At 61.5% G+C, this 22,466-nt stretch carries 24 protein-coding genes; 16 read left to right on the forward strand and 8 right to left on the reverse strand.

Translation table 11 applies throughout. The features are described 5' to 3' along the window. Window positions 1-28: 28 nt before the first annotated feature. Complete coding sequence (locus VB618_RS18770; protein ID WP_329798275.1) at window positions 29-364, reverse strand: STAS domain-containing protein; 336 nt, start codon at window positions 362-364, stop codon at window positions 29-31. After that, window positions 351-2,345 carry a PP2C family protein-serine/threonine phosphatase gene (locus tag VB618_RS18775; protein WP_329798276.1) on the reverse strand — a complete coding sequence of 665 codons (1,995 nt, stop codon included), beginning with the start codon at window positions 2,343-2,345 and terminating at the stop codon, window positions 351-353. The genes VB618_RS18770 and VB618_RS18775 overlap by 14 nt, the downstream gene beginning before the upstream one ends. 97 nt (window positions 2,346-2,442) lie before the next feature. On the opposite strand from VB618_RS18775, the gene VB618_RS18780 reads away from it, so the two are divergent. Both VB618_RS18780 and VB618_RS18785 read left to right on the forward strand, forming a co-directional pair. Further along, window positions 2,443-3,465, forward strand: a complete 1,023-nt coding sequence (locus tag VB618_RS18780) for an endo-1,4-beta-xylanase (RefSeq protein WP_329798277.1) — start codon at window positions 2,443-2,445, stop codon at window positions 3,463-3,465. Window positions 3,466-3,616: 151 nt separating this feature from the next. Continuing rightward, window positions 3,617-4,117 carry a GAF domain-containing protein gene (locus tag VB618_RS18785; protein ID WP_329798278.1) on the forward strand — a complete coding sequence of 167 codons (501 nt, stop codon included), beginning with the start codon at window positions 3,617-3,619 and terminating at the stop codon, window positions 4,115-4,117. A 30-nt stretch (window positions 4,118-4,147) separates the two neighbouring features. On the opposite strand, the gene VB618_RS18790 is transcribed toward VB618_RS18785, so the two are convergent. The 4 genes from VB618_RS18790 to VB618_RS18805 form a co-directional block, all read right to left on the reverse strand. Next, window positions 4,148-5,005, reverse strand: a complete 858-nt coding sequence (locus tag VB618_RS18790; RefSeq protein ID WP_329798279.1) for a PCC domain-containing protein — start codon at window positions 5,003-5,005, stop codon at window positions 4,148-4,150. A 49-nt stretch (window positions 5,006-5,054) separates the two neighbouring features. Further along, on the reverse strand, window positions 5,055-5,858 hold the full coding sequence (locus VB618_RS18795) for an SDR family NAD(P)-dependent oxidoreductase (RefSeq protein WP_329798280.1): 804 nt from the start codon (window positions 5,856-5,858) through the stop codon (window positions 5,055-5,057). A gap of 82 nt (window positions 5,859-5,940) precedes the next feature. Beyond that, complete coding sequence (locus VB618_RS18800) at window positions 5,941-6,951, reverse strand: TRAP transporter substrate-binding protein (protein WP_329798281.1); 1,011 nt, start codon at window positions 6,949-6,951, stop codon at window positions 5,941-5,943. Between the two features lie 52 nt (window positions 6,952-7,003). Then, complete coding sequence (locus tag VB618_RS18805) at window positions 7,004-8,872, reverse strand: TRAP transporter large permease (protein ID WP_329798283.1); 1,869 nt, start codon at window positions 8,870-8,872, stop codon at window positions 7,004-7,006. A gap of 364 nt (window positions 8,873-9,236) precedes the next feature. On the opposite strand from VB618_RS18805, the gene VB618_RS18810 reads away from it, so the two are divergent. The 14 genes from VB618_RS18810 to mnhG all read left to right on the forward strand — a co-directional run bounded on the left by VB618_RS18810 (window position 9,237) and on the right by mnhG (window position 21,466). Next, window positions 9,237-10,046: an IclR family transcriptional regulator gene (locus VB618_RS18810; RefSeq protein WP_329798284.1), complete on the forward strand. Its 810-nt coding sequence runs from the start codon at window positions 9,237-9,239 to the stop codon at window positions 10,044-10,046. A gap of 40 nt (window positions 10,047-10,086) precedes the next feature. Continuing rightward, on the forward strand, window positions 10,087-11,703 hold the full coding sequence (locus VB618_RS18815; protein WP_442931863.1) for an acyl-CoA synthetase: 1,617 nt from the start codon (window positions 10,087-10,089) through the stop codon (window positions 11,701-11,703). 531 nt (window positions 11,704-12,234) lie between these two features. Then, window positions 12,235-12,444, forward strand: a complete 210-nt coding sequence (locus tag VB618_RS18820; RefSeq protein ID WP_329798286.1) for a cold-shock protein — start codon at window positions 12,235-12,237, stop codon at window positions 12,442-12,444. A gap of 151 nt (window positions 12,445-12,595) precedes the next feature. Then, window positions 12,596-12,805 carry a hypothetical protein gene (locus tag VB618_RS18825; RefSeq protein WP_329798287.1) on the forward strand — a complete coding sequence of 70 codons (210 nt, stop codon included), beginning with the start codon at window positions 12,596-12,598 and terminating at the stop codon, window positions 12,803-12,805. A 95-nt stretch (window positions 12,806-12,900) separates the two neighbouring features. Beyond that, complete coding sequence (locus VB618_RS18830; protein WP_329798288.1) at window positions 12,901-13,095, forward strand: hypothetical protein; 195 nt, start codon at window positions 12,901-12,903, stop codon at window positions 13,093-13,095. A gap of 51 nt (window positions 13,096-13,146) precedes the next feature. After that, window positions 13,147-13,452 carry a hypothetical protein gene (locus VB618_RS18835; RefSeq protein WP_329798289.1) on the forward strand — a complete coding sequence of 102 codons (306 nt, stop codon included), beginning with the start codon at window positions 13,147-13,149 and terminating at the stop codon, window positions 13,450-13,452. 334 nt (window positions 13,453-13,786) lie between these two features. Continuing rightward, window positions 13,787-14,479, forward strand: coding sequence for a hypothetical protein (locus tag VB618_RS18840; RefSeq protein WP_329798290.1), 693 nt, complete (start codon window positions 13,787-13,789; stop codon window positions 14,477-14,479). 159 nt (window positions 14,480-14,638) lie between these two features. Further along, entirely contained in the window at window positions 14,639-14,887 is a 249-nt protein-coding gene (locus VB618_RS18845) for a ParB N-terminal domain-containing protein (protein ID WP_329798291.1), read from the forward strand. Window positions 14,888-15,417: 530 nt separating this feature from the next. Continuing rightward, window positions 15,418-18,354 (forward strand): monovalent cation/H+ antiporter subunit A, encoded by a 2,937-nt coding sequence (locus VB618_RS18850; RefSeq protein ID WP_329798292.1) that lies wholly within the window; start codon window positions 15,418-15,420, stop codon window positions 18,352-18,354. Further along, window positions 18,351-18,698 carry a Na+/H+ antiporter subunit C gene (locus VB618_RS18855; protein WP_329798293.1) on the forward strand — a complete coding sequence of 116 codons (348 nt, stop codon included), beginning with the start codon at window positions 18,351-18,353 and terminating at the stop codon, window positions 18,696-18,698. The genes VB618_RS18850 and VB618_RS18855 overlap by 4 nt, the downstream gene beginning before the upstream one ends. Then, window positions 18,695-20,326, forward strand: a complete 1,632-nt coding sequence (locus tag VB618_RS18860) for a monovalent cation/H+ antiporter subunit D (RefSeq protein ID WP_329798294.1) — start codon at window positions 18,695-18,697, stop codon at window positions 20,324-20,326. The genes VB618_RS18855 and VB618_RS18860 overlap by 4 nt, the downstream gene beginning before the upstream one ends. Beyond that, window positions 20,323-20,811: a Na+/H+ antiporter subunit E gene (locus VB618_RS18865; RefSeq protein WP_329798295.1), complete on the forward strand. Its 489-nt coding sequence runs from the start codon at window positions 20,323-20,325 to the stop codon at window positions 20,809-20,811. Before VB618_RS18860 ends, VB618_RS18865 begins: the two co-directional genes overlap by 4 nt. Next, the gene (locus VB618_RS18870; RefSeq protein WP_329798296.1) at window positions 20,808-21,092 is read left to right on the forward strand and encodes a K+/H+ antiporter subunit F; all 285 of its coding nucleotides are present in this window, start codon (window positions 20,808-20,810) and stop codon (window positions 21,090-21,092) included. The genes VB618_RS18865 and VB618_RS18870 overlap by 4 nt, the downstream gene beginning before the upstream one ends. Further along, on the forward strand, window positions 21,089-21,466 hold the full coding sequence (gene mnhG, locus VB618_RS18875; protein WP_329798297.1) for a monovalent cation/H(+) antiporter subunit G: 378 nt from the start codon (window positions 21,089-21,091) through the stop codon (window positions 21,464-21,466). The genes VB618_RS18870 and mnhG overlap by 4 nt, the downstream gene beginning before the upstream one ends. Before the next feature lie 239 nt (window positions 21,467-21,705). Here mnhG and VB618_RS18880 read toward each other — a convergent pair whose 3' ends face one another. Both VB618_RS18880 and VB618_RS18885 read right to left on the reverse strand, forming a co-directional pair. Then, window positions 21,706-21,948: a helix-turn-helix transcriptional regulator gene (locus VB618_RS18880; protein WP_329798298.1), complete on the reverse strand. Its 243-nt coding sequence runs from the start codon at window positions 21,946-21,948 to the stop codon at window positions 21,706-21,708. 223 nt (window positions 21,949-22,171) lie between these two features. Beyond that, a complete protein-coding gene (locus VB618_RS18885) occupies window positions 22,172-22,324 on the reverse strand; it encodes a hypothetical protein (RefSeq protein ID WP_329798299.1) in 153 nt (50 codons plus the stop codon). Window positions 22,325-22,466: the final 142 nt, after the last annotated feature.

Here is a 22,466-nt window from a genome sequence, read left to right on the forward strand (position 1 = left end):
GCTCTTTCTGCGCTCTGGCAGTGAGGGATCAAGCAGAAAGCTGTTCGACCGCGGAATCCACATTCGGGTGAAGGGCGAACACGCGGTCCATTCGGGTAAGGGTGAAAAGACGACTGACGGCTCCTGTGGCCCCCGCAACCGCCAGGCTCCCCCTTGGCCCGAGGCGCTTGAGGCAGGAGACGAGGGCGCCCAGTCCGGAGCTGTCGATGAAGTCGACCTGACTCAGGTCCAGAACGATCTGATTCTGTCCGGCGTCGATGCACCGTGCCATTTCATCCTTGAATGACGGAGCCTTGCTGGCATCAATCCGCTTCTCTTCAACCCGGACGACGAGAACATTAGCGCGTAGATCAGTGGACAGCATTCGCAGGAATCCTTTCGGCTAAGCGCTCCAACATGAGAACGCTCAAGTCATCATCCAGGGTTTCAGAGCCCCGCCAGTTCCGCAAGACGTCATCGAGCCTGTCAAGCAGAACGGAACTCGGTTCTGCGGCAGCCTCGCGCACGAGTGCGCGCAACCGGTCTTCGGAGAACTGCTCGCCGGCCTGGTCCTCAGCTTCGACCAGCCCGTCGGAGTAGATGAAGAGCCGGTCGCCTGGACCTAAGTCGAACTCCAGCCTTTCGTAAGAGGCAGCAGGCAGCATACCGACGGGAAATCCTCCCTCGCCGATCATCTCGACGGCGCCATCGGCGCGGATCACCAGCGGCGACGGATGCCCTGCCTGGATGATGCTGGCGCGCTGGGAGCGGGAGTCGATCTCGCCCAGGATCATCGTGAAGTACGGCAGATCCTCCGGCCATTCCTCGTTGATCTGCACGGCGATCTCTTCGAGCGGCGTGCCTTGAGTCCGTGTCAGGATCGCCTGCGAAAGAGCGTGGTGGCAGGCGACCGACACCAATGCTGCCGCCGCCCCGTGACCTGCGACATCGACCTGGAAGAAACCAACCGCGCCGTCGTTGCGACGCACCACGTTGTAGGTGTCGCCGGCGATCAAGCTCGAGGGTCGGAACAGACCGTGAAACGCCACACCGTCAACTCTCGAGGACGGCGGCAGCATTGTCCTTTGGATGACGGCGGCGGCCTCAAGATCCTTCTGAAGCTGGCCATAGGCCTCCCGGAGGCGGGCATGGAGAACTTGCTTCTCGTTTTGGGTTCTCTGCCGCTGAATGGCATTCGCCTTAAAGACTCGCAATGCATCGTTCATCTCTCCGATCTCGTCAGCCCGCGGGCGGCGAGGCAGGTCAATGTCCAAATCGTTGTCCGCCAGCCTGAGCATCGCCTGACTCAGGCTCTCCAGGGGCCGGACGACCCGGCGGCGCACGACCAGGATGCTGGCGAGCACGGCAGCCGCCCCCAGCAGGAGCAGGACCGACCATAGAACCAGGGACCTTCGCGCACGGGTGAGCTCCGCCTCGATCCGCTCCCGCGAGCTGCGAAGGAGTTCCCGTTGCATCAGCGCGATGTTGCTCAGCGCCCTCCCCGTCAAATCATACCATTCCTCAGGTCCCAGCGCGGGTGGCACCTTTCCAAGGAGCGCCGCCAGCAGGGATCTTTGAAGCGGTGCGAAGGTCGAGCTGTAATACTCGTGAGTTGTTGAGATGGCCTCTTTGACACTCTCGCTCAATGGCACGGCCATTTGACCGTCAATAAGCTCCCAGGCGAGCCCCGCGCGACCAGCGTTCCGACTGACTGCATCAATCTCAAGGCCCCCCACAACGGATGGGCGCCCGAGAGCGCGGCTCATCAGGGCTTGGTTCCGGGCGATGCTTTCGCTGAGGATCGCTCCATAGGCTCTCAGGTTGGATTCGGTTCTGAGAACCGGATCGAGCGGTCTCTCCCGCTGCAGAATGGTCATCCGGGACGATTGCAGTTCTTCCACGAGGCGAGTGGCCTCCTGGAACCACCGCGGGGCGAATTCCTGACCTCCTACGCCACCGTTGAGCCCGAGAGATCCGTCTGCCTGCTGCCGCAGGGTCCCTATTTCCTGGCGGATGCGTGACAGAGTTGTCAGGCTGCTGCTGGTGTTTCTCAAGGATGCCTGAGTGACTGTGATCGCGCGCTCTGCTGCGTTCAACTGGTCATCCACCTGCCGTCGCACGTCCCGCAGTTCCATGATGCCGTTGGATTCGTTCCTTTGCCCGATCAGCAGAACGTATGTTTGGCTGCGCTCGCTCGCGAGAGCCTCGGTCCCAAGCAGAAGCCGCTCCCGTACCGTATTCGACGCCACCATCCTTTCCGCCGTCTGATATTCGAGCAGCTCGTCACGAATCTGGAGAGCGACGGCGACCAGCAAGGCAGCACCGAGGAATGCCGTCAGGATCAACAGGATGTGGCGGATTTTCATCGATGGGTCTGTAGCGGTATCGCGTTGGGCTGGGAGTTGCCTGTGATATCATTCAGGTGAGGAATGAAGAATGCACCATGAGCCAAGGAAGAGCAGCTTGTCGAGCGCCGCTGCTGAAAGCGGTCTGCTTTTCGGCACCGCTCTTTGCATCTCTGACCTTCTGTCGCAACCTCGCACCCGGGCAATTCTGCGTGATTGTTCTATTGTTACGCCAGAATACGAGTTGAAATGGGATGCCGTATACCGGAACCCAGGCTGTCCCGACTACTCGGCTGCCGATGATCTGGCTTCCTTTGCGTCGAACAACAACCTCGCGATTCATGGACACACACTCTGGTGGCATGAGGCCGTTCCGCCAGCCCTCCCGACCAGCCCCGAGAATCAGTTCCAGGAAGCCGCACTGAATCACCTGAGAGAAACGGTGACCCGGTATTCCGGGCAGTTGCACTCCTGGGATGTCGTGAATGAACCGCTGGAATCTGCCGATGGCCGAGCGGATGGTTTACGCGAAACGTGCTTTCTCGCGGCTTTCGGCCCTGACTATATCGAGATTGCTTTCCGCCAGGCATCACTCCTGGATCCCGGAGCCGTTCTCGTTCTCAACGAGATGGGGCTCGAATACGACTCACCGGCAGCTGAGCGAAAGCGCCGGCAAATGCTCGCCTTGCTTGAGCGGGAAAAAACCAAGGGCACCCCGATTGCTTGTCTGGGCATCCAGTCCCACCTGACCGCCTTGGAACAGCCCCGGAGGCATCCGGAGTTTCGCGCCTTCCTTCGGGAGGTCCGGGCTTTGGGCTTGAGCGTCATGATCACCGAAATGGACGTCTCTGATCATCTATGCCCCCGTAATCGGAGCATGCGCGACACCATCGTAGCCGATACCTATCGGGCTTATCTCGATCTCGTCCTTGAGGAGGCCAAGGTCCTCGCCGTGAGCACATGGGGCCTGTCCGACGACCGGACTTGGCTGAACAGCTTCCGGCCCCGGTCCGACGGCGCGCGGCAGCGGTCGCTTCTCCTTGATCGGGCAATTCGGAAGAAGCCAGCTTGGCACGCCGTGAGGGGTGCACTCCTGAACAAAGACAAACAGGAACCAGGACCCGGCAAGGCTCCACAATAGGACCTGATTAACTCCAATAAGCTATTGATAAGGTCAGCGGGTTACGTTCAGCCTGAAATGAACTATCCGCGACTGAAGTCACCAATTCTCCATCCACCGATAACCTTACAAAAGGCATGCTTCGAGAAAGAAGCGCCTAGGACCCAGAGCAATGTCCTTCCCTATCGGCCCTCATGAGGCGGAACGCTTGCAGACCCTCCTCGAGACTGGCGCGCTCGATGCCAAAACTGAACCGGCGCTCGATAGGATCTGCGAGGAGGCGCAACTGCACTTCGAGGTCCCGATTTGCACGATTACCCTGCTGGATAAAGCCCAACAACTCATCAAGGCGGCGCAGGGCATAGAGCCGGGCGAGACACCGCGGGACATAGCGTTCTGCAATTATACGGTCCTGAGCGATGAGGTTTTCGTCGTCACCGACACCTTGTTGGACGACCGCTTCAAGGACAACCCTTTCGTGACCGGCGCTCCCTTCATCCGGTTCTATGCCGGAGCCCCTTTGAGCTTCTTGAAGAACATCAGGCTAGGCGCCTTGTGCCTGATCGATACGAAACCCCGCTCCTTCTCCCGAGGCGACAAGGCCGAGCTTCAGCTTTATGCCGACAGGGCCGTCCGGCAGATCGCCGCCTCCGAATTCGAGAAGAGAGGCTGATTTCGCCTGGAGAGAACACCGTCTCCGGCCTCACTCCTTCACTGCCTCGATAACGAGTTCGAACGTGATGCAAACGGGGTTGTCGCCTCGGACGATTTCTCCTGAGGAAATACCGCCCTTCATATCGACAACATCGACAACAAGCCGCGCATGGACCTGCCCGTCGGCGCTCTCTACACCACCATTGCGGATCAGCACCTCGGTCGCATGTGAATTCACCCGAGTTCCATCGACGAAACGCACCCCGTTCAGGCTACCGACTCCATAGACATTGGCTCTCGCGATCCCGTGGCGTGAGCAGATGTCTTCGATGGCGAGGACGATGTCCTGATTGGGTCGGACCTTTGCAAGCAGCACGCCATTCCCTGTTATTGCAGGTTCTGCTTCGGCACGTCGAACCGGCTCGAACAAGGTGAAGTTCGTTTCCTGATCCGGCACAGCCTCAAAGGTGGCATCCCTGAACCCGATGCCTGTCACCTCGATGGGCTCTGCGGCCATGGACAAGGGAGCGAGCATGTGGCCCATCCGCTGTCCCTCGGACGTGTCCCAGATGCCGTGGCAGTGAAGGAAGGTCTTGTCGTCCCGCATGCCGACGATGGCACAGGCACGCATCACATTCACCGGCCCGGCCGGTTCGTAGGTCTCGCTATACCAGGCCACATAGCGCGGATCCGAGGATGCGGCCGGCATCACATACCGAAACGGTTCGCACCGGCCGCCCCGGAATTCCACGAAACCACCAAGGCAGCCGGCACGTCTCATGCCTGCGGCAACAGCCTCATCGATTGCCAAGCCCGGCTCCAGCACGAAACGGAGCGGAACGGCAGAACCGGCAATGGCGGCGATACGCTCCGAACCAACAGGACCGGGATGATCGATGCGTCTCATGGTTAATCAACACTCCCGCAGCATCGTTCAACACGCATAACCTGTACCGTCAGCGAAACTCGGACACGGCGCAGCTCTGTCCGCCATCCACCGGGAGGCAGACGCCCGTGATGAACTGTGCTTCGTCGGAGGCGAGGAAGACCGCCGCGTTGGCCACGTCCCAGGCCGTTCCCATATGGCCCATCGGCACGGCTCCATTGCGCGCGGCCACCATATCCTCGACGGAGGCGTATTGATTGGAGATCTGTCGATAGATCAGTGGCGTATCGATGAGACCCGGCATGATGCAGTTGGCCCGTATGCCATGACGGGCATATTGCATCGCGAGTGCCACCGTCGCCTGGTTCACTGCCGCCTTGGTGGCGTAGTAGGCGAAGTAGGGATAGCCCGTCCAGCGGATCGCCGCCAGAGAGGAGATGTTGACGATAGCGCCGCCTCCCTGCCGCAGCATGTGCGGGATCACCGCCTTGGCCGTGCGATAGACGGGTCCGATGTTGAGCTTCAGCGCGGCCTCGAACTGCTCCTCGGTCAGCTCGACGGGCCCGCCCATATGGGTCACACCCACATTGTTGTGCAGGATATCGATGCCCCCGAAGGCGGTGACAGACTGGGCGACCGCTGCCGCAACCGAAGCCATGTCGGTGACGTCGGCAGTAACCGCGATAGCCTCGCCGCCCTCCTTCACGATGATCGATGTCGTTTCCTCTGCGGCCTCTCGGACGAGATCGACACAGGCGATACGGGCTCCCTCGCGGGCATAAGCAACGGCTGCGGCCTTGCCGTTGCCCCAGCCGTCTCCTGAGGATCCAGCCCCGAAAACAATGGCCGTTTTTCCCTTCAGACGGTCGACCATGAAGCTCTCCAGCGCGTCTCAGCACGTTCAGCAGGAAAGAGCGTGCGACCGGCGGTGTGTCCGCCGGTCGCGAGGATGGGGATCAGGTCAGGCTGCTGCCCACGGCCTTCTCGAGGATGGCCCAGGCCTCGTCCCCGTACTTCTTCTTCCATTCGGCATAGAAGCCGCCCTTCCGCAGCGCCTCGCGGAAGAGGGCCGGGTCCGGATCGTTGAACTGCATGCCCTTGGAGACGAGTTCGTCCTTGAGGCCGGCATTCAGCTTCGCCACATCGGCGCGTTCCTCGACCGCGGCAGCGTTGAGGTGCTTGGCCACGATGGGGCGCAAGTCTTCCGGCAGCCGCTCCCAGGCACGGCGATTGGCCAGGAACCAGAACCCGTCCCACATGTGGTTGGTCATGGAAACGAATTTCTGCACCTCGAAGAGCTTCGCGGTGGAGAGAATCGCCAGCGGGTTCTCCTGGCCGTCGACCACCTTGGTTTGCAGCGCGGTATAGACCTCGGCGAAGTTGATGCTGGCAGGGGCCGAGCCGAAGGCGGTGAACATGGAGGTCCATAGTGGGCTTACCGGCACGCGGATCTTGAAGCCCTTCAAATCGTCGGGCGTCTGGATCGCCTTGCTCGAGCTCGTGATCTGACGGAAGCCGTTGTCCCAGATCTTGTCCATCACGACCAAGTTAGCCTTGGTGATCTGGCCGCGCACATAGGCGCCAAGATCGCCGTCCATGGCCTTCCAGACGCTGTCGTAATTCGGGAAGGCGAAGCCGATGCCGCTGATCGAGGCATTCGGCACGAGAGTGGACAGGATCAGGGGCGACAGGGTGAAGAACTCGACACCGCCCGACCGGACCTGGCTCAGCATGTCAGTATCGGAGCCGAGCTGGTTATTGGGAAAGATCTGGATCTCGACCCGTCCGCCCGTCTCCTGCTTGATCCTGTCGGCCGCTTCCTTCGCCCGCAGGTTCATCGGGTGCGTGACCGGCAGATTGTTCGCGTATTTGTAGGTGAACTCGGCCGATTGAGCGCGAACTCCGAAGCTACCGACCATTGCGGCTGTGGCGGTGCCCTGCAGCAGGGTACGGCGTGAAATGATCATGTTTCTCTCCCTCATGCTTGTTGTGTAAGACGACTTGTGGCGGGCTCTCCTGTCACAGGAACGCGGTGGAAATGCCTGGAATTGCGGCGATCAGCACAAGGCCGACCAGCAGCGCCAGGATGTAGGGCCAGATGGCTCCCATAGCCTCGTCGGGCGGGACGTTGCCGATCTTGCAGGCGATGTAGAATCCGATGCCGATGGGAGGTGCCATCAGGCCGATATTCATCGCCGTGACGACGACCATGGAATAGTGGATGTCGTTGATGCCCAGGTTCTTTGCGATCGGGAACATGAGCGGCGCCATGAGGACGATCGCGGGAAGGCCTTCGAGAACGCAGCCGAGGATCAGAAAGACCACGATGCTAACGGCCATGAAGATGATCCAGCCGCCGGGCAGGCCTGCCATGTAGGTTGCGAGTTGCTGGGCAAAGCCGGTCTGGGTGAGCGCCCAGGCCATGGCAAGGGCCGTGCCGAGTATCAGCAGAATCGCGCCGCTCAGAGCAGCCGTCTCCACGAGCATGTCGTAGAATTTGCGCAGTCCGATGCCGCCATAGAGAAAGATGCCGATAATGAGGGCGTAGAGAACCGCGATGGTGGAAACCTCGGTTGCCGTTGCTACACCACCGCCGACCGCACTCCGGATGATGAACGGCAGCACCAGCGCCGGTGCCGCGATGAGCATCATGCGCCACATGGTCCCGAAAGGCGCGCGCCGCACATCGCCGAGGTGCTCGCCGGAAGCCTTCATGCGCGCAAGGGCTGCGAGCACGGCGAGCAGCACCATGGCCACGATGAAGCCGCTCGTGAACAGGCCCGCGATGGAAACGCCAGCGACCGAGCCCAGAACGATGAGGACGATACTCGGCGGAACGGTATCGGCCATGGCCGCGCCCGTCGCCAGCAGCGCGATCATCTCCCGCGGCTTGTGCCCGCGTCGCTTCATCTCCGGAAACAGGGCGGGGGCGACGGTCGCCATGTCCGACACTTTCGAGCCGGAAATGCCGGAGACCAGAAAAAGCGAGCCGAGCAGCACATAGGACATGCCGGCTCGCACGTGACCCAGGAGGGAGGCAAGGAAGTCGACGATAGCCTTGCCCATGCCCGTCGCATCCAGGATGCAGCCGAGGAATACGAAGATCGGCACCGACAGGAGGATGATGCTCGACATGCCCTCATCCATGCGACCGATCATGACGAAGATCGGCACGCGCGTGCTGAAGGCCAGGAACGCCAGGGTTCCGATGCCGAAACAGAAGGCGATCGGCACGCCCATCACCAGGCACAGGGCCACAACCCCGACGAGGAAGATGAGGATGTTGACGTTGCCGAGTCTCAGTAGAGCGGGCGAAAGGAGCCAGAGCATCCCGACAATGGCCGCCACGAGGACCACCGAAACGGCGAGATCGCGCATAGTCGAGGTCTTCACCGCATGCGACACGATGAAGCCCAGCATTGCGAAGATGCCGAAGGCGATGGCCGAGACGCGGAAGCTGTTGGGAATGTTGAGAGCCGCCGATGTGACGTACCATTCCTCCATCACGTACTCGACAGCCGGTTGCAGCATGACAAGCAGAAACGCTGCGGTGAGCACGAGGCCGAGAGTGTGGATGAACCCCTGTAACCTTCTGGGGAACATCCCGGTGAAGAGCGTCAGCCTGAGATGCTCGTTCCGGTCGATGGCGATGGCCGAGCCCAGCATGGCAAGCCACAGGAACGAGATCGACGCCACTTCATCGATCCAGACCACCGGATAGGAGAACACATAGCGGGAGGCGACGCCCACCAGAAGCAGCACGATGATGACGCAGAGAAGCAGCGCCGAGACCGCCTCGATCGGGCGGACCAGCAAATTCCCGACGCGACGCGCAGCGATTTCCTCGACGCTTGTCAGCGGGGCGACGGTGTCGCTGGCGGCAGCCATGTTGCTCTCCATGCTCAATCACGCCGCCCGGTGGCGGCGCGTTCTGCTGCTCAGGGATGGCCGGTTTCGAATGCGGCGCGACATCTTACGCTCCGCTCGAAGGAGATGGCATGGCCCGCAAGCAGGATTGAGAGGGCTTCATGCCGGTTCCCTCAACAATCATCTCGCTCCCTCCCGTCCCTGCTGCGTTGGCAATAAATGCTCCGCGACAGGTCCATCCTATGGATCTTTATTTCGCAATGGACGGCAAAAAGATACACGTCTTACAAACCATTGCAACACGGGTCGAAGCAATTTAGCCTGTGCGCAAGGATGAGGATCGGCAGTATCGGTCCATCATGTGGACCGACGACGGACATGCACCATGGATGATGCCTCCTTGTCGACCGGAGATCTGTCAGGGTCCCAGAGCGTGGACAGAGCCCTGCGCCTGCTGGCGCTCGTCGGACGTGAAGCGGAACGCGGCGCGCAGCTGAGCGACATCGTAGAGGAGAGCGGCCTCAACAAACCGACAGCCCGGCGGCTGCTCCTCGCCCTCATGCGGGCCGGCCTTGTCGAGCAGGAGGTGCGGACACGCCGGTATTATCTGGGTGAGGAAGCCTATGTGCTCGGCACTCTCGCGTCGCGCCGTCACGGCTTGCTTGAGCTTTCGCTTGAGAGCCTGCGCAATCTCTCCGACGTCACGATGGATACGAGCTTTCTGTCCGTGAGGCGCGGCAATTACGCCGTGTGCCTGCACCGGGAGGAAGGCACCTATCCCGTGCGCACTCATGCCCTGCAGGTTGGGAACCAGCATCCTCTCGGTATCGGCGCCGGCTCGCTCGCCATGCTGGCTTCCCTGGATGACGACAAGGTGGAGACCATTTTGGCCGCGAACAGGAAGGTTCTCGAAGTCCAGTATGCCTATTACCCGGTGGAGCAGATCCGTGACGATATCGCTGCCGCGCGCCGGCAGGGTTATGCGCTCAACCCCGGCCGCATCGTTGCCGGTTCCTGGGGCCTCGGCTTGGCGATCAGGTTCCCGGACGGACGCATCGCCGGTGCACTGAGCCTTGCAGCCATCGACAGCCGCATGAGCGCCGAACGGCAGCCGGAGCTTGTCCGCCATCTCAGAACCGAGGTCGAGAGTGTCGAGAGCAAGCTCCGCAAGATGTTTCTGCCGGTAGGAGCCTGACCATGTCCATCCATTGCCCCGTCCCTTCGGAATGAGCCCCATGAGCAGCCCTCCCCTGATCACACCTGCGACGAAGCGGGTCATGAATCTATCCCATATCCTGCGTCAGGCCGCACGTCGGCACGGCGCGGAAATCGGATTTGTCTGGGGCGAACGCACATGGAGCTGGGCCGAGCTCGACCGGCGTGTCGACGCTATGGCGGCGGCGCTCGCGGCAAAAGGCATCCAAAAAGGTGATCGCGTGCTGGTGCAGTCCAAGAACTGCAACCAGATGTTCGAATCGATGTTTGCCTGTTTCCGGCTCGGCGCCGTCTGGGTGCCGACCAATTTTCGACAGACTCCGGACGAGGTTGCCTACCTGGCACAGGCGAGCGGCGCTTCGGCCATGATCTGTCACAGCGACTTTCCCGACCATGCTGAGACAATCCGTGAAGCGGCGCCGGCTGTTCGTTTTCTGATCTCCATAGGCCATTCGAGCTTCGGCGAAAACTACGACGATCTCGTCGAACGTCACAGGGAACAATCGGCGCCGGAAGCGGCCGTGGAACATGACGACCCGTGCTGGTTCTTCTTCACCTCAGGAACGACGGGACGGCCCAAGGCCGCTGTTCTGACCCATGGCCAGATGGCCTTCGTGATCACCAATCATCTCTGCGACCTGATGCCGGGCACCACGAGCGCTGATGCCTCCCTGGTGGTCGCGCCACTCTCCCATGGAGCCGGCGTCCATCAGCTCGTGCAGGTCGCGCGGGCCGCCAAGACGGTGCTGCTGTCTGGCGAACGCTTCGACGTCGAAGAAGCCTGGAGCCTGGTGGAGAGGTGGCGCATCACGAGCATGTTCACCGTGCCCACCATCCTGAAGCTCCTGACAGAGCACCCCTCGGTCGATGCGCACGATCACTCGTCGCTGCGCTATGTGATCTATGCCGGCGCTCCCATGTACAGGGAGGACCAGAAGCACGCGCTGCAGAAACTCGGAAAGGTGCTGGTGCAGTACTTCGGGCTCGGGGAAGTCACCGGCAACATCACCGTGCTGCCACCCGCGCTCCACGATCCGGAAGACGGCCCCGGTGCGAGGGTGGGAACCTGCGGCTACGAGCGCACGGGCATGCAGGTTTCGATCCAGGACGAACAGGGGCGAGAGGTGCCGGCGGGCGTCACAGGCGAGATCTGCGTCTGCGGGCCGGCTGTCTTCGCCGGCTACTACAACAACCCGGAAGCCAACGAGAAAGCCTTCCGGGACGGTTGGTTCAGGACCGGCGATCTCGGCCACATGGACGACGAGGGTTTCCTCTTCATCACCGGTCGCGCTTCGGACATGTACATCTCGGGCGGCTCCAACATCTACCCGCGCGAGATAGAGGAGAAGATGCTCACTCATCCGGCCATCGCCGAGGTCGCGGTGCTGGGCGTGCCTGACAGGACCTGGGGTGAAGCCGGCGTGGCCGTCTGCGCCCTGCGGCCGGATCAAACGCTCAGCGAGGGCGAACTTCTCGTTTGGCTCGATGGCAGGATCGCCCGTTACAAGCTCCCCAAGCATGTGTTCTTCTGGGATGCCCTCCCAAAGTCAGCGTATGGCAAAATCGCAAAGAGGATCATCCGAGAGGAGCTGGAGGCGAAAGGATGCCTCCAGCCCGCCCTGCATGCTGAGGCTTGATCCTAGCGAGAGCTCCTTGGTGCCGACATGGATGCACCTATTTCAGGCCGTCACACGCAAACGGGTGGATACTTTCCAGTAAGCCAAGCCGCTGCATATAGTGATCCAAAGAGAAAGAACGGACGGAAGCCGTAGGAGAGGAGCGCGAGCCCCTTATACTCTCGCACAAGGGAATGGGAGCAATAATGCAGGGTAAGGCAGGGACGGCGGCAGGTGAAGGCGCACGGGACGAGCTCGATAGTACTCAATCAGCGCGTTTTCAGCCAAGCGCAGTTTTATCTCTCGATTGCGCCGAGCGTTGCCAATTCGTGTCTAGATACAATCAAATAACGGGCGGCACTTGCTATTGGTAAAGAAAAGATCTATATAATTCTTATCGGATTTTGGCCGGACAATCGGGTCGTTTCGCTTTTGGTTTTTCCAGGCGCACGTTCGGACTTTCTTACCATCACATCGACGAACCGAGTTGAGGTCGCGCTTTTGCGCGCCTTCTCTCACGCGCATCTGCAACAATCTCGAAGGGTTACACCAATGATTACGGGCACAGTAAAGTTCTACAATGACATGAAGGGCTTCGGCTTCATCCAGCCGAGCGATGGCAGCAAGGACGTTTTCGTTCATGCTACCGCTCTTGAGCGCGCCGGCATGCGCGGCCTCGTCGAAGGCCAGAAGGTCACCTTCGACACGGCTGAAGACAGCCGCTCCGGCAAGGTTGCCGTCAACAACATCGAGATGGCTTAATCTCTGATGATGGGTGCAGGATACAAACCTGTGCCGCTAAGCCTTGAGGCCGCTCCCATGTGGGGCGGCTTTTTTGTTTGTGCCGACGGACCCCGGGTACCGGTTATACGCCCTACCCTGCCCCATAGCTGTTGAGTTCCAGGAGGAATGAATGTCCCATAAGTATCAGATTAATCAGTTGGTCCGAATCACGCATCCGCGTATTTCGGATAAGCGTGCAAGTGCCAGCGGCATCTACGAGGTCACCCGCCTCATGCCGGCGGATCAGACCGGTGAGGTCTCCTACCGCATCAAGTCGTCTGGCTTCGGCGAGCGTGCCGTGCGCGAAAGCGAAATCGCAGCCCGGGCGTCAGACACTTGACCAACGCCGAGGCGTTCTTTCACGGATCCCAGATATACGATCCTCTCGCACTGCTCCGACGGGGCGACGAGATCCTGTACGTCGCCCGGGTAGGTATGAAGACCTCACGCCAGTTCATGATCCTGACGCCGACGGGCGAGCCTGCTTGGCCGCATGAGCCGCTCAGCAGCCTCTCGGACATCGGGTGGTCGCTTCGAGCACATGAATGGCATGACGTGACGCCTGAGCCCGTCGGACAGAATGAGCGCTTGGCCAAGACGCTGGCTCGTCTCCTGATCGAGCGCACTTAGCGGGTCGCCTCACTAGGAGAGGCGCAGGTAAAGGGCACGAAGGAACAGATTATGGCTGATCAACCGACAAAACTCGATGCTCATCGCGGCATGGCCGCTCAGAAGGCAACTGATCTTCGACGCCTCCGGTCCGAGGTCGAAGCCGATCAGGAAGCACTCCGCACCAGACAGGCGGAACTCGAAGACTTGCTGGCAGCCGCACCCGCCAACGATTGGCACGAGGCAGCTGAGAAAGCACGCTATCTGCTTGGCCTCTTCACGCAGAGCTTGGATGCAAGCGATTTACGTCGCCGCAAGCTCATTGACCGCGTATTGGCCGATTTTGACCATCTGCTCGACAAGCCACCTCACGACTGAGATGATCTCACCTGCGAACTGACGAACAACGGAGACCAGCGATGGCCAGAGGCGAACAACGCGGCAACCGCGAGGCAAAGAAGCCGAAGAAGGATAAGCCCAAAGAGGCAGTCCAGATCTCACCCTTCGCAAACCAAGTCAAAGGTGGGGCGCCGGCGAAACCATCCGGTGGCAAGCGCTAGGATCCTAGCGCGTCGACTTCTGAACGGCCCTGCTCGATGCATCGTTCGAATGCGATCATGAACGTGCGTCAACTGATCGGTCCTTCCTGACAGGTGCGTTTGACTGTGCATGGTCCTTCGCGAGACAAGTCATACTGTTCGAAGAGCTGTTCATGATCCCCTGGGTTTTACTCGACACGGCAAAAATCCCTGGTGGCGAGGGCGAACTGCGCCTCAAGAGGCGCGGTGCCGAGTTTTCCATCATGTTGGGCAATAACGAACTGATGAATAGCCGCCTCAGTGGTTCCGAGGAGGATCTCGCCAAACTGTCTTGCTTGAGACTTCGGGGCAGCGAGCGACCAAGGATCCTTATTGGCGGGTTGGGGATGGGTTTCACGCTTCGCGCTGCGCTTGCTGAACTCGGCTCCGATGCTCAGATTACCGTGGCTGAACTTCTACCCGCTGTGGTGTCATGGGCGCGAGGTCCTATGGCCGAGGTATTCGGCGATAGCCTTATGGATCCGCGCGTCAGCATCGTCGAAGGAGATGTTGGGCGCCTGATAAGATCTGGCCGGTCTGCTTACGACGCTATTCTGCTCGACGTCGACAATGGACCTGAAGGCCTGACACGCAAGACCAATGATAGCCTCTACGACTTGCCCGGACTAAGCACCGCCCGGACGGCGCTGGCACCTGGTGGCGTCTTGGCCGTATGGTCATCGGCACCGAATAAAGCCTTCACCCAGCGCCTGCGCAAGGTGGGATTTCGCGTAGATGAAGTAGGTGTGCGCGCCAATGGAAGACGTGGCGGCGCAAGACACACTATCTGGATTGCCACCAAACAAGGGGGCTCACCTGCCTCGTAGGCGCAAAGTTAGAAGAACAACGCCACGTGTGCTTCATCCCCCATTACAGCCATCACGCAACTTTCATGCTGAATTGCTTGTTTCGATGACTTTTCCGGCCCGGAATATGCTCAAAGTATTGCATCCATAGAGACGAGCCTTAGGCCAGGAGCAGCAGAGATGATGAAAAAGCAGATCATTGCAATCCAAGATGTCTATGTGCCCGTCCAACGGCGTCAAACCCTGGATCGGCAGAAGGTTGAGGTCCTTGCCGAAAGCATGCTGGCAAAAGGGCAAGAGGCGCCTATTCTCGTGCGACCAGATGGCACCCGCTTTGTCCTGGTCGAGGGTTTGCATCGCCTGGAAGCCTGCAAGGCTCTCGGAGAGACAACAATACCCGTCTACTTGGTGCAAGCCCGTAAGCATTAGGTCGCGCCTGGCGAACAGCTGGTGCTCGAAACGCCAAGACTTAGGGTGATGATGCTACTCAGTCCCAACCTATAGAGGACCAGCCGGCGCGGACATGCCGCCCGAGTGAGGCATCATACGCCCAGGCGATCCTTATTGGACTACCAGAGGACGATTGGAGCGGTTGAGGGATCGAGGTGGTACCAAGTCAGGAGCACGGCTGCCAGGATCGACGCGCCAAGGAGGTAGATCAAACTCTGCCTGAAGATTCCTAGCATGCGAGGGAATATGCGAGGGCCGCGCATCCTGTTCTCCGTTGATGACCATTTCGGGTTCAACTGAATTCCTGGAGAAAGGTCCCCCTTTTGGTTGCGTTTGGGTTGAGACCCATGGACCGAGCGCCATTCGACTTCAGCCCTGAACGGCCCAGATGTTAACTTTGCTAGGCCACGCCCTTGCGCTGTGGCCCCTATGTCAACCATATTGGGCGATATCGCCCAAGTTTTTGGAGTTTCAACCCCGCTCCCACCCGGAAGGAGACCGCTCAATCCATGTCCAGTGGCATGCCCCTCCTGGCCATCGTCGCCCTTCCTTTCATCGGGAGCCTCGTTGCCGCCTTCCTGCGCCAGGATGCCAGGAACGGAGCCGCCTTCCTGGCCGGGACTGTGGCCTTGTGCGCCACCATTCTGACGGCCGTCCAATACCCGGCCGTTGGTCGTGGGGGCGTTCTGCGCACGAGCCTCGAATGGATACCAACGCTTGGCCTCGACTTCACCTTGCGCATGGACGGTTTCACCTGGCTGTTCACCATGCTGGTCACCGGCATCGGCTTCCTGGTGGCGCTCTACGCGCGCTACTACATGTCGCCCGCCGATCCGGTGCCGCGGTTCTTCGCGTTCCTACTCGCCTTCATGGGTGCGATGCTGGGCATCGTGCTCTCCGGCAACCTCATTCAGTTGGTCTTCTTCTGGGAATTGACCAGCCTCTTCTCGTTCCTGCTCATCGGCTATTGGCATCACAATGCCAGTGCAAGGGACGGTGCCCGCATGGCCCTGACGGTCACGGCCTCGGGGGGACTGTGCCTGCTCGTCGGCGTCCTGCTGATCGGCCACATCGTCGGCAGCTACGACCTCGACCAGGTGCTGGCCTCGGGTCACCAGGTCCGCGCCAGCAGCCTGTACCTGCCCACTCTGATCCTGGTCCTCTTGGGGGCTCTGACCAAGAGCGCTCAGTTCCCGTTCCACTTCTGGCTGCCGCACGCCATGGCCGCGCCAACCCCGGTCTCGGCCTATCTCCATTCAGCGACCATGGTTAAGGCTGGCGTGTTCCTGCTCACCCTGCTCTGGCCCGTGCTGTCCGGCACTGAAGCCTGGTTCTACATCGTGGTGTCGGCTGGGCTCTGCACCCTTGTCCTGGGGGCCTACGCGGCGATCTTCCAGCAGGACCTCAAGGGCCTTCTCGCCTATTCCACCATCAGCCATCTCGGCCTGATCACGCTCCTTCTCGGCCTCAGCAGCCCGCTCGCAGCGGTCGCGGCCATTTTCCACACCATGAACCATGCGACCTTCAAGGCATCGCTGTTCATGGCAGCCGGCGTCATCGACCACGAGTCCGGCACCCGCGACATCCGGCGCCTGAGCGGGCTGTTCCGGTTCATGCCGATCACGGCCACTCTGGCAATGGTCGCGGCCGCCGCCATGGCCGGCGTGCCACTGCTCAACGGCTTCCTGTCCAAGGAAATGTTCTTTGCCGAGGCCGCGGCCTTCCACGTCGACTCTCTTCTCGACCATTCCCTGCCGTGGTTCGCCATGCTGGCGAGCGCCTTCAGCGTCGCCTACTCCCTGCGATTCATCCATGGCGTGTTCTTCGGCCCACCTGCGTCCGACCTGCCGCGCACGCCGCACGAACCGCCGCATTGGATGCGATTTCCCATCGAGTTCCTCGTCCTGGCATGCCTGCTCGTCGGCGTCGTGCCCGCGATGACCATCGGGCCGTTTCTCGCCACGGCGGTTCGGTCGGTCCTGGGCTCGGATACCCCTTACTACAGCCTCGCCGTATGGCATGGCTTCAACGAGCCCCTGCTCATGAGCATGATCGCGCTGGCTGGGGGCATCATTCTGTACTGGCTGTTGCAGCGGCACTTCGCGAAGGGCATCGAAGGCCCACCTTTGATGCGACGTCTCAAGGGCCAGCGCATCTTCGAGCGGGTACTTGTCGCCCTGTCATGGAAATGGGCGCGTTCCCTGGAACGCCTGTTCGGCACTCAGCGGCTCCAACCGCAACTGCGGCTGCTGGTGGGTTTCGCGGTGCTCGCGGCCCTGTGGCCGCTCTATCGGCAAGGTTTGGAGGCCGGCTTACGCCCAGGCACGGCCTTCGACCCCGCCTTCCTCCTGCTCTGGATCGTCGGGGGCCTATGCGCCATCAGCGCGGCCTACCAAGCCAAGTACCACCGTCTTGCCGCCATGGTCCTGCTGGGCGGGGCCGGGCTGGTCACGTGCATCACCTTCGTCTGGTTCTCCGCCCCCGACCTCGCCATCACCCAGCTTCTGGTCGAGATCGTCACGACGGTGCTGATCCTGCTTGGCCTGCGCTGGCTGCCGAAGCGGTTCGAGATCGCTGGGGAAGGCCTCTCGTTAGGCCTCCAGGCAAGGGTGCGGCGCGCACGGGACCTGATGCTAGCCCTCGCGGCCGGCACGGGCATGACGTTGATCGTCTACGCGATGCTCACGCGGCCAATCCCCGATACAGTCTCGCGCTACTTCGTCGAGAACGCTTACTCCGAAGGCGGTGGCCGCAACATCGTCAATGTCATCCTGGTCGATTTCCGCGGCTTCGACACCTTCGGCGAGATCGTGGTGCTTGCCGTGGTGGCGATCACGATCTTCTCCCTGCTGCGCCGCTTCCGTCCCGCGCCTGAGAGCGTCGAAGCGCCGGAGCAGCAGCAGGTGCAGGACGCCTATGACAGGGCCAACCCGGATCGGGCCGTGGGCGACACCCTCGCCGATTACCTCACGATCCCCGCGACGATCATGCAGTGGCTCTTCCCGGTGATCATCATGGTCGCGATCTACCTGTTCCTGCGCGGCCACGATTTGCCGGGAGGAGGTTTCGCGGCCGGGGTCACGATGTCGATTGCGCTGATCCTGCAATACATGGCGGGCGGAACGCGCTGGGTCGAGGCGCGGCTGCGCATTCGTCCGATTAGCTGGATCGGCGCCGGCCTGCTCTGCGCGGCCTTTACCGGCATGGCCGCCTGGCTGTTCGGCCACCCGTTCCTGACCTCCTATTTCCGGTACTTGGACCTTCCCGGTATCGGCAAGGTGCCCGCCGCCACCGCGCTCCTGTTCGACCTTGGCGTCTTCTCGGTCGTGGTGGGCTCCACCGTGCTCATCCTGATCGCCCTGGCACACCAGTCGGTGCGCAGCCCACGGACAGCCCGTCCTCCCCTTCCCACCGCGGCACCCTCGCTCATGAAGGAGGACGCATGACCGAGCTCGTCTTTGCGCTGGCCGTTGGAATCCTGACTGCGTCGGGAGTGTGGCTCCTGCTGCGCCCACGCACTTTCCAGGTCATCATCGGCCTGTCCCTGCTCTCCTATGCGGTAAACCTATTCATCTTCGGCATGGGCCGGCTGCGTGTCGGCGGGGCACCGGTCCTGGAGAATACCGAAGCCGTTGATCCGGCGCTCTATGCCGATCCGCTGCCGCAGGCCCTGGTGCTCACCGCCATCGTCATCAGCTTCGCCATGACGGCCCTGTTTCTCGTCGTCCTGCTGGCCTCGCGCGGCCTCACGGGCACGGACCATGTCGATGGCCGGGAGGATCCGCAATGACGGGCTCGGCCGACCACCTGATCATCGTCCCGATCCTGCTGCCGCTCGCCTCCGCGGCCGTGATGCTCCTCCTCGACGAGCGCCGGCGCGTCCTCAAGAGCGCGATAGGGGTCGCGACAACGGTTGCCTTGCTGATCGTCTCGATCATGCTGCTTCGCCTAGCCGACACGCCTGCCGCAGGATCGGGCGGATCGGCCATCAGCGTGTATCGGCTCGGCGACTGGCCGGCGCCGTTCGGTATCGTGCTGGTGCTGGATCGCCTTTCCGCCCTGATGCTGGTGCTGACCAGCGTACTCGGCATCGCGGCACTGCTGTACGCACTCGCGCGGTGGCATCGCGCCGGACCGCGGTTCCACACGATCTTCCAGCTTCAGCTCATGGGACTCAACGGAGCCTTCCTGACCGGGGACCTGTTCAACCTCTTCGTGTTCTTCGAGGTGCTGTTGGCGGCGTCCTACGGTCTTGTTCTCCATGGGGATGGGGTCGCCCGAGTCAGGGTGGGACTTGCCTACATTGCCATCAACCTGACGGGCTCCTTTCTCTTCCTGATCGGCGCCAGCCTGGCCTACGGCGTCACCGGCACTCTCAACATGGCGGATCTCGCCAATCGCATTCCGTCCCTTGAGTCGGGGGATGCGGCCCTCTTGGCAGCAGCGGCGGCGATCCTCGGCAGCGCCTTCCTGATGAAGGCGGGCGCGTGGCCTCTCAACTTCTGGCTCCCGACCACATATGCAGCCGCCTCTGCGCCGGCTGCTGCCATCTTCGCCATCATGAGCAAGCTCGGCGTCTACGTCATCCTGCGCCTGTGGACATTGATGTTCGGTGCGGATGCCGGGCCCTTAGCCGGATTCGGTGGTGACGGGCTGCTCGCCATCGGCATGCTGACGATCGTGTTCGGCACGGTCGGCGTGCTGGCCTCACAGTCCCTGCCGCGGCTCGCCGGGTGCAGCGTGCTCGTCTCGTCAGGAACGCTGATCGCTGCCATCGGCACCGGAGGCGGCGCGGTGATCGGCTCCGCCCTGTTCTATCTCGTCAGCTCCACCTTGGGCATCGCCGCCCTCTTCCTGCTCGTCGAGTTGGTCGAGCGCATGCGCGATCCCGGTGCCGACGTGCTCGCCGTTACGATGGAGGTCTATAGTGAGAGCAATGATGGCGATCCCGGGGAGGAAATCGGCGTTGCCATTCCGGCCTCGATCGCAATCCTCGGCGGCAGCTTCATCGCCTGCGCTCTGCTCCTGGCAGGCCTCCCGCCCCTTGCCGGCTTCATCGGCAAGTTCGGCATGATGGCGGCGATGCTGAAGACCGACGGCGCCACGATCCAGGTCTCGGCCTGGATGCTGATCGGACTTCTGACATTGTCGGGCCTGGCGACCCTGATCGCCATGACACGGGCCGGGATCAGCTCCTTCTGGGCCCGCCTGGACGACAGCATTCCCCGGGTGCGGGTCATCGAGATGGCCCCAGTGTTGTGCCTCCTGCTGCTCTGCCTCGGCCTCACCGTCGGCGGCGGTCCTGCCATGCGCTACATGGAGGCGACAACGAAGGCTCTTCAGAACCCGCAGAACTACATCACGGGCGTCCTGGGTGTGCCGAGGGTCGAATCCGCCGATGGAGCGACACGACCATGAGCGGCATCCTGCCATACCCGCTGCTCTCGCTGGCCTTGCTCGTGCTGTGGCTGTTGCTCAACCAGTCGGTGTCGGCCGGCCACGTCATCCTGGGAAGCGTGATCGCCGTCCTCGCGTCATGGGTGATGGCGGCCTTGAGGCCAGAGAAGCCCCGTATCCGCAGCCCCGGGGCGGCCTTGCGTCTTGCGGGCATGGTTCTTGTCGACATCCTCCGCTCCAACATCGCCGTCGGCCTCATCATCGTCAGCCCCCGCGAGCCCGGTGTAAACGCAGGGTTCATGACAATTCCACTCGACCTGCGCAGCCGCAATGGACTCGCGGTCCTTGCCATCATCATCACGTCGACGCCTGGGACGACTTGGGTAAACTACGACGCTGCCAAGGGCACACTGCTGCTGCACGTGCTCGACCTGATCGACGAGACGGTCTGGGTCCGAACAATCAAGGGCCGCTACGAGCGTCTGCTGATGGAGATCTTCGAATGAGCGCTCTTACCATCCTCGGGTGGGCCATCGTCGGCGCCCAGGTCATGCTCGGCTTGGCGATGTGCTGCGCCACCTACCGCCTCGTCAGGGGACCGCGGGCGCAGGACCGGATCATCGGACTCGATAGCCTCTACGTTAGCGCCATGTTGACGCTGGTCACCTTCGGGATCCGAACCGGCAGCACGCTGTATTTTGAGGCAGCGCTGGTCATCGGCCTCCTAGGGTTCGTCTCGACCGTCGCGCTGGCCAAGTTCCTCATGCGCGGGGAGGTGATCGAATGACCGCAGCAGGGACCATGCCGGCCTGGGCTGCACTGCTAACCGCCCTCCTGGTGATGGTCGGGGCGGCTGTCACCCTGATCGGATCGCTCGGATTGCTGCGGCTCGGCAACTTCTATGCCCGTGTCCATGCGCCTACACTTGGCACGTCCTTCGGCATGGCTAGCATCTTAGCCGGATCATCCCTGTTCTTTAGCGTGATCGAGGCGCGGCCGGTGGTCCATGAAGTTCTGATGGCCGTGTTCGTCACGCTCACCACTCCAGTGACCTTGATGCTGGTTGTCCGGGCGGCGCTCTATCGTGACCGCACGGAGGGAAGCTCGGAGGTTCCAGCCGCTGCGGCGGTGGAGGACCTGATCCCTCCCCAGGAGGGATGAGCAAGGGAGGGGTGAGCAAGGCTTCACGCGCCCAAGATCGCAGTTCGCATAAGGGGCTGCCCTTGGCAGGTCCACCGCCGACACTGACCTTCCCGGAGGAGCGCATGCAGGACCGATTCCACCGAAGCAGGCCTCGCCAGCGCGATGACAATGTGGATGCCGGGCTCACCATTTTGGTATTTGCTGCCGTTGGCCGTAGCTAGGCTAGGCATCGTTCTTTTCGATAAGCTGCTCGGCTCTTACGCCATAGGCTTCCGAAGCCGCACCCCGGGACCGGCCTCTTCCGAAGGGATCAGCATTACCCCACCTTGCTCCAGAGCCTGAACAACCTGAGATGCCGTCGCGGAGTGGAGGTGATGGCGACCATTCTCGAAGTCGCGGACGGTGCTGCGCGATACATCCGCCCGTTCGGCGAGTTCCTCCTGGGTCCAGTCCAAGAGGCCACGGGCGGCACGGCACTGTTCTGGTGTCAGGAGAGGCATTCGGATGCTCTTGCGCGGGCACCGCCAGGTCACCCATTATGGTTGAACCTAGGGCTCATTCGCCATCGGCGCAAGCATACGTCAAGAGGTTTTTCCATCACTGCGAGCCAAGGGTGCAAAGCCCGTGCGCTGGCGCTCCGTGCGGGTCGATGGGGGCTTCATCACATCGTCGGGAAGAGCTAATCCCTTGTGACCCTAGTGCGGGAGAATGTTCGCCCTGCCCTCATTCCAGGATTGCGATGCGGCCACTGGGGGCATCATGCATCGCCGCGACGATCTTCAGTTCCTTGCGGGCGACCAGGTCTTGGAGGCTTGCGCTTTCCTGCTCAAGGATTTGGGCTCCTAGCCTAGCGTTCGTGATCGCAACCTGCAGCACGAAACCTGGTAGGCTCCGAGAGCGCCGCCCTGCAGGACCAGGGCGATGCACTAGAACAGCGGGCGCCCGCGTAGGGCACGTGCATCAGGCTTTTGCGCCGTTGCCGAGCCGGCCTCCTTTTTGGACCCTCTGCGGATGCATG

Source organism: Microvirga sp. CF3062 (genome assembly GCF_036314045.1).
Taxonomy (GTDB): Bacteria; Pseudomonadota; Alphaproteobacteria; order Rhizobiales; family Beijerinckiaceae; genus Microvirga.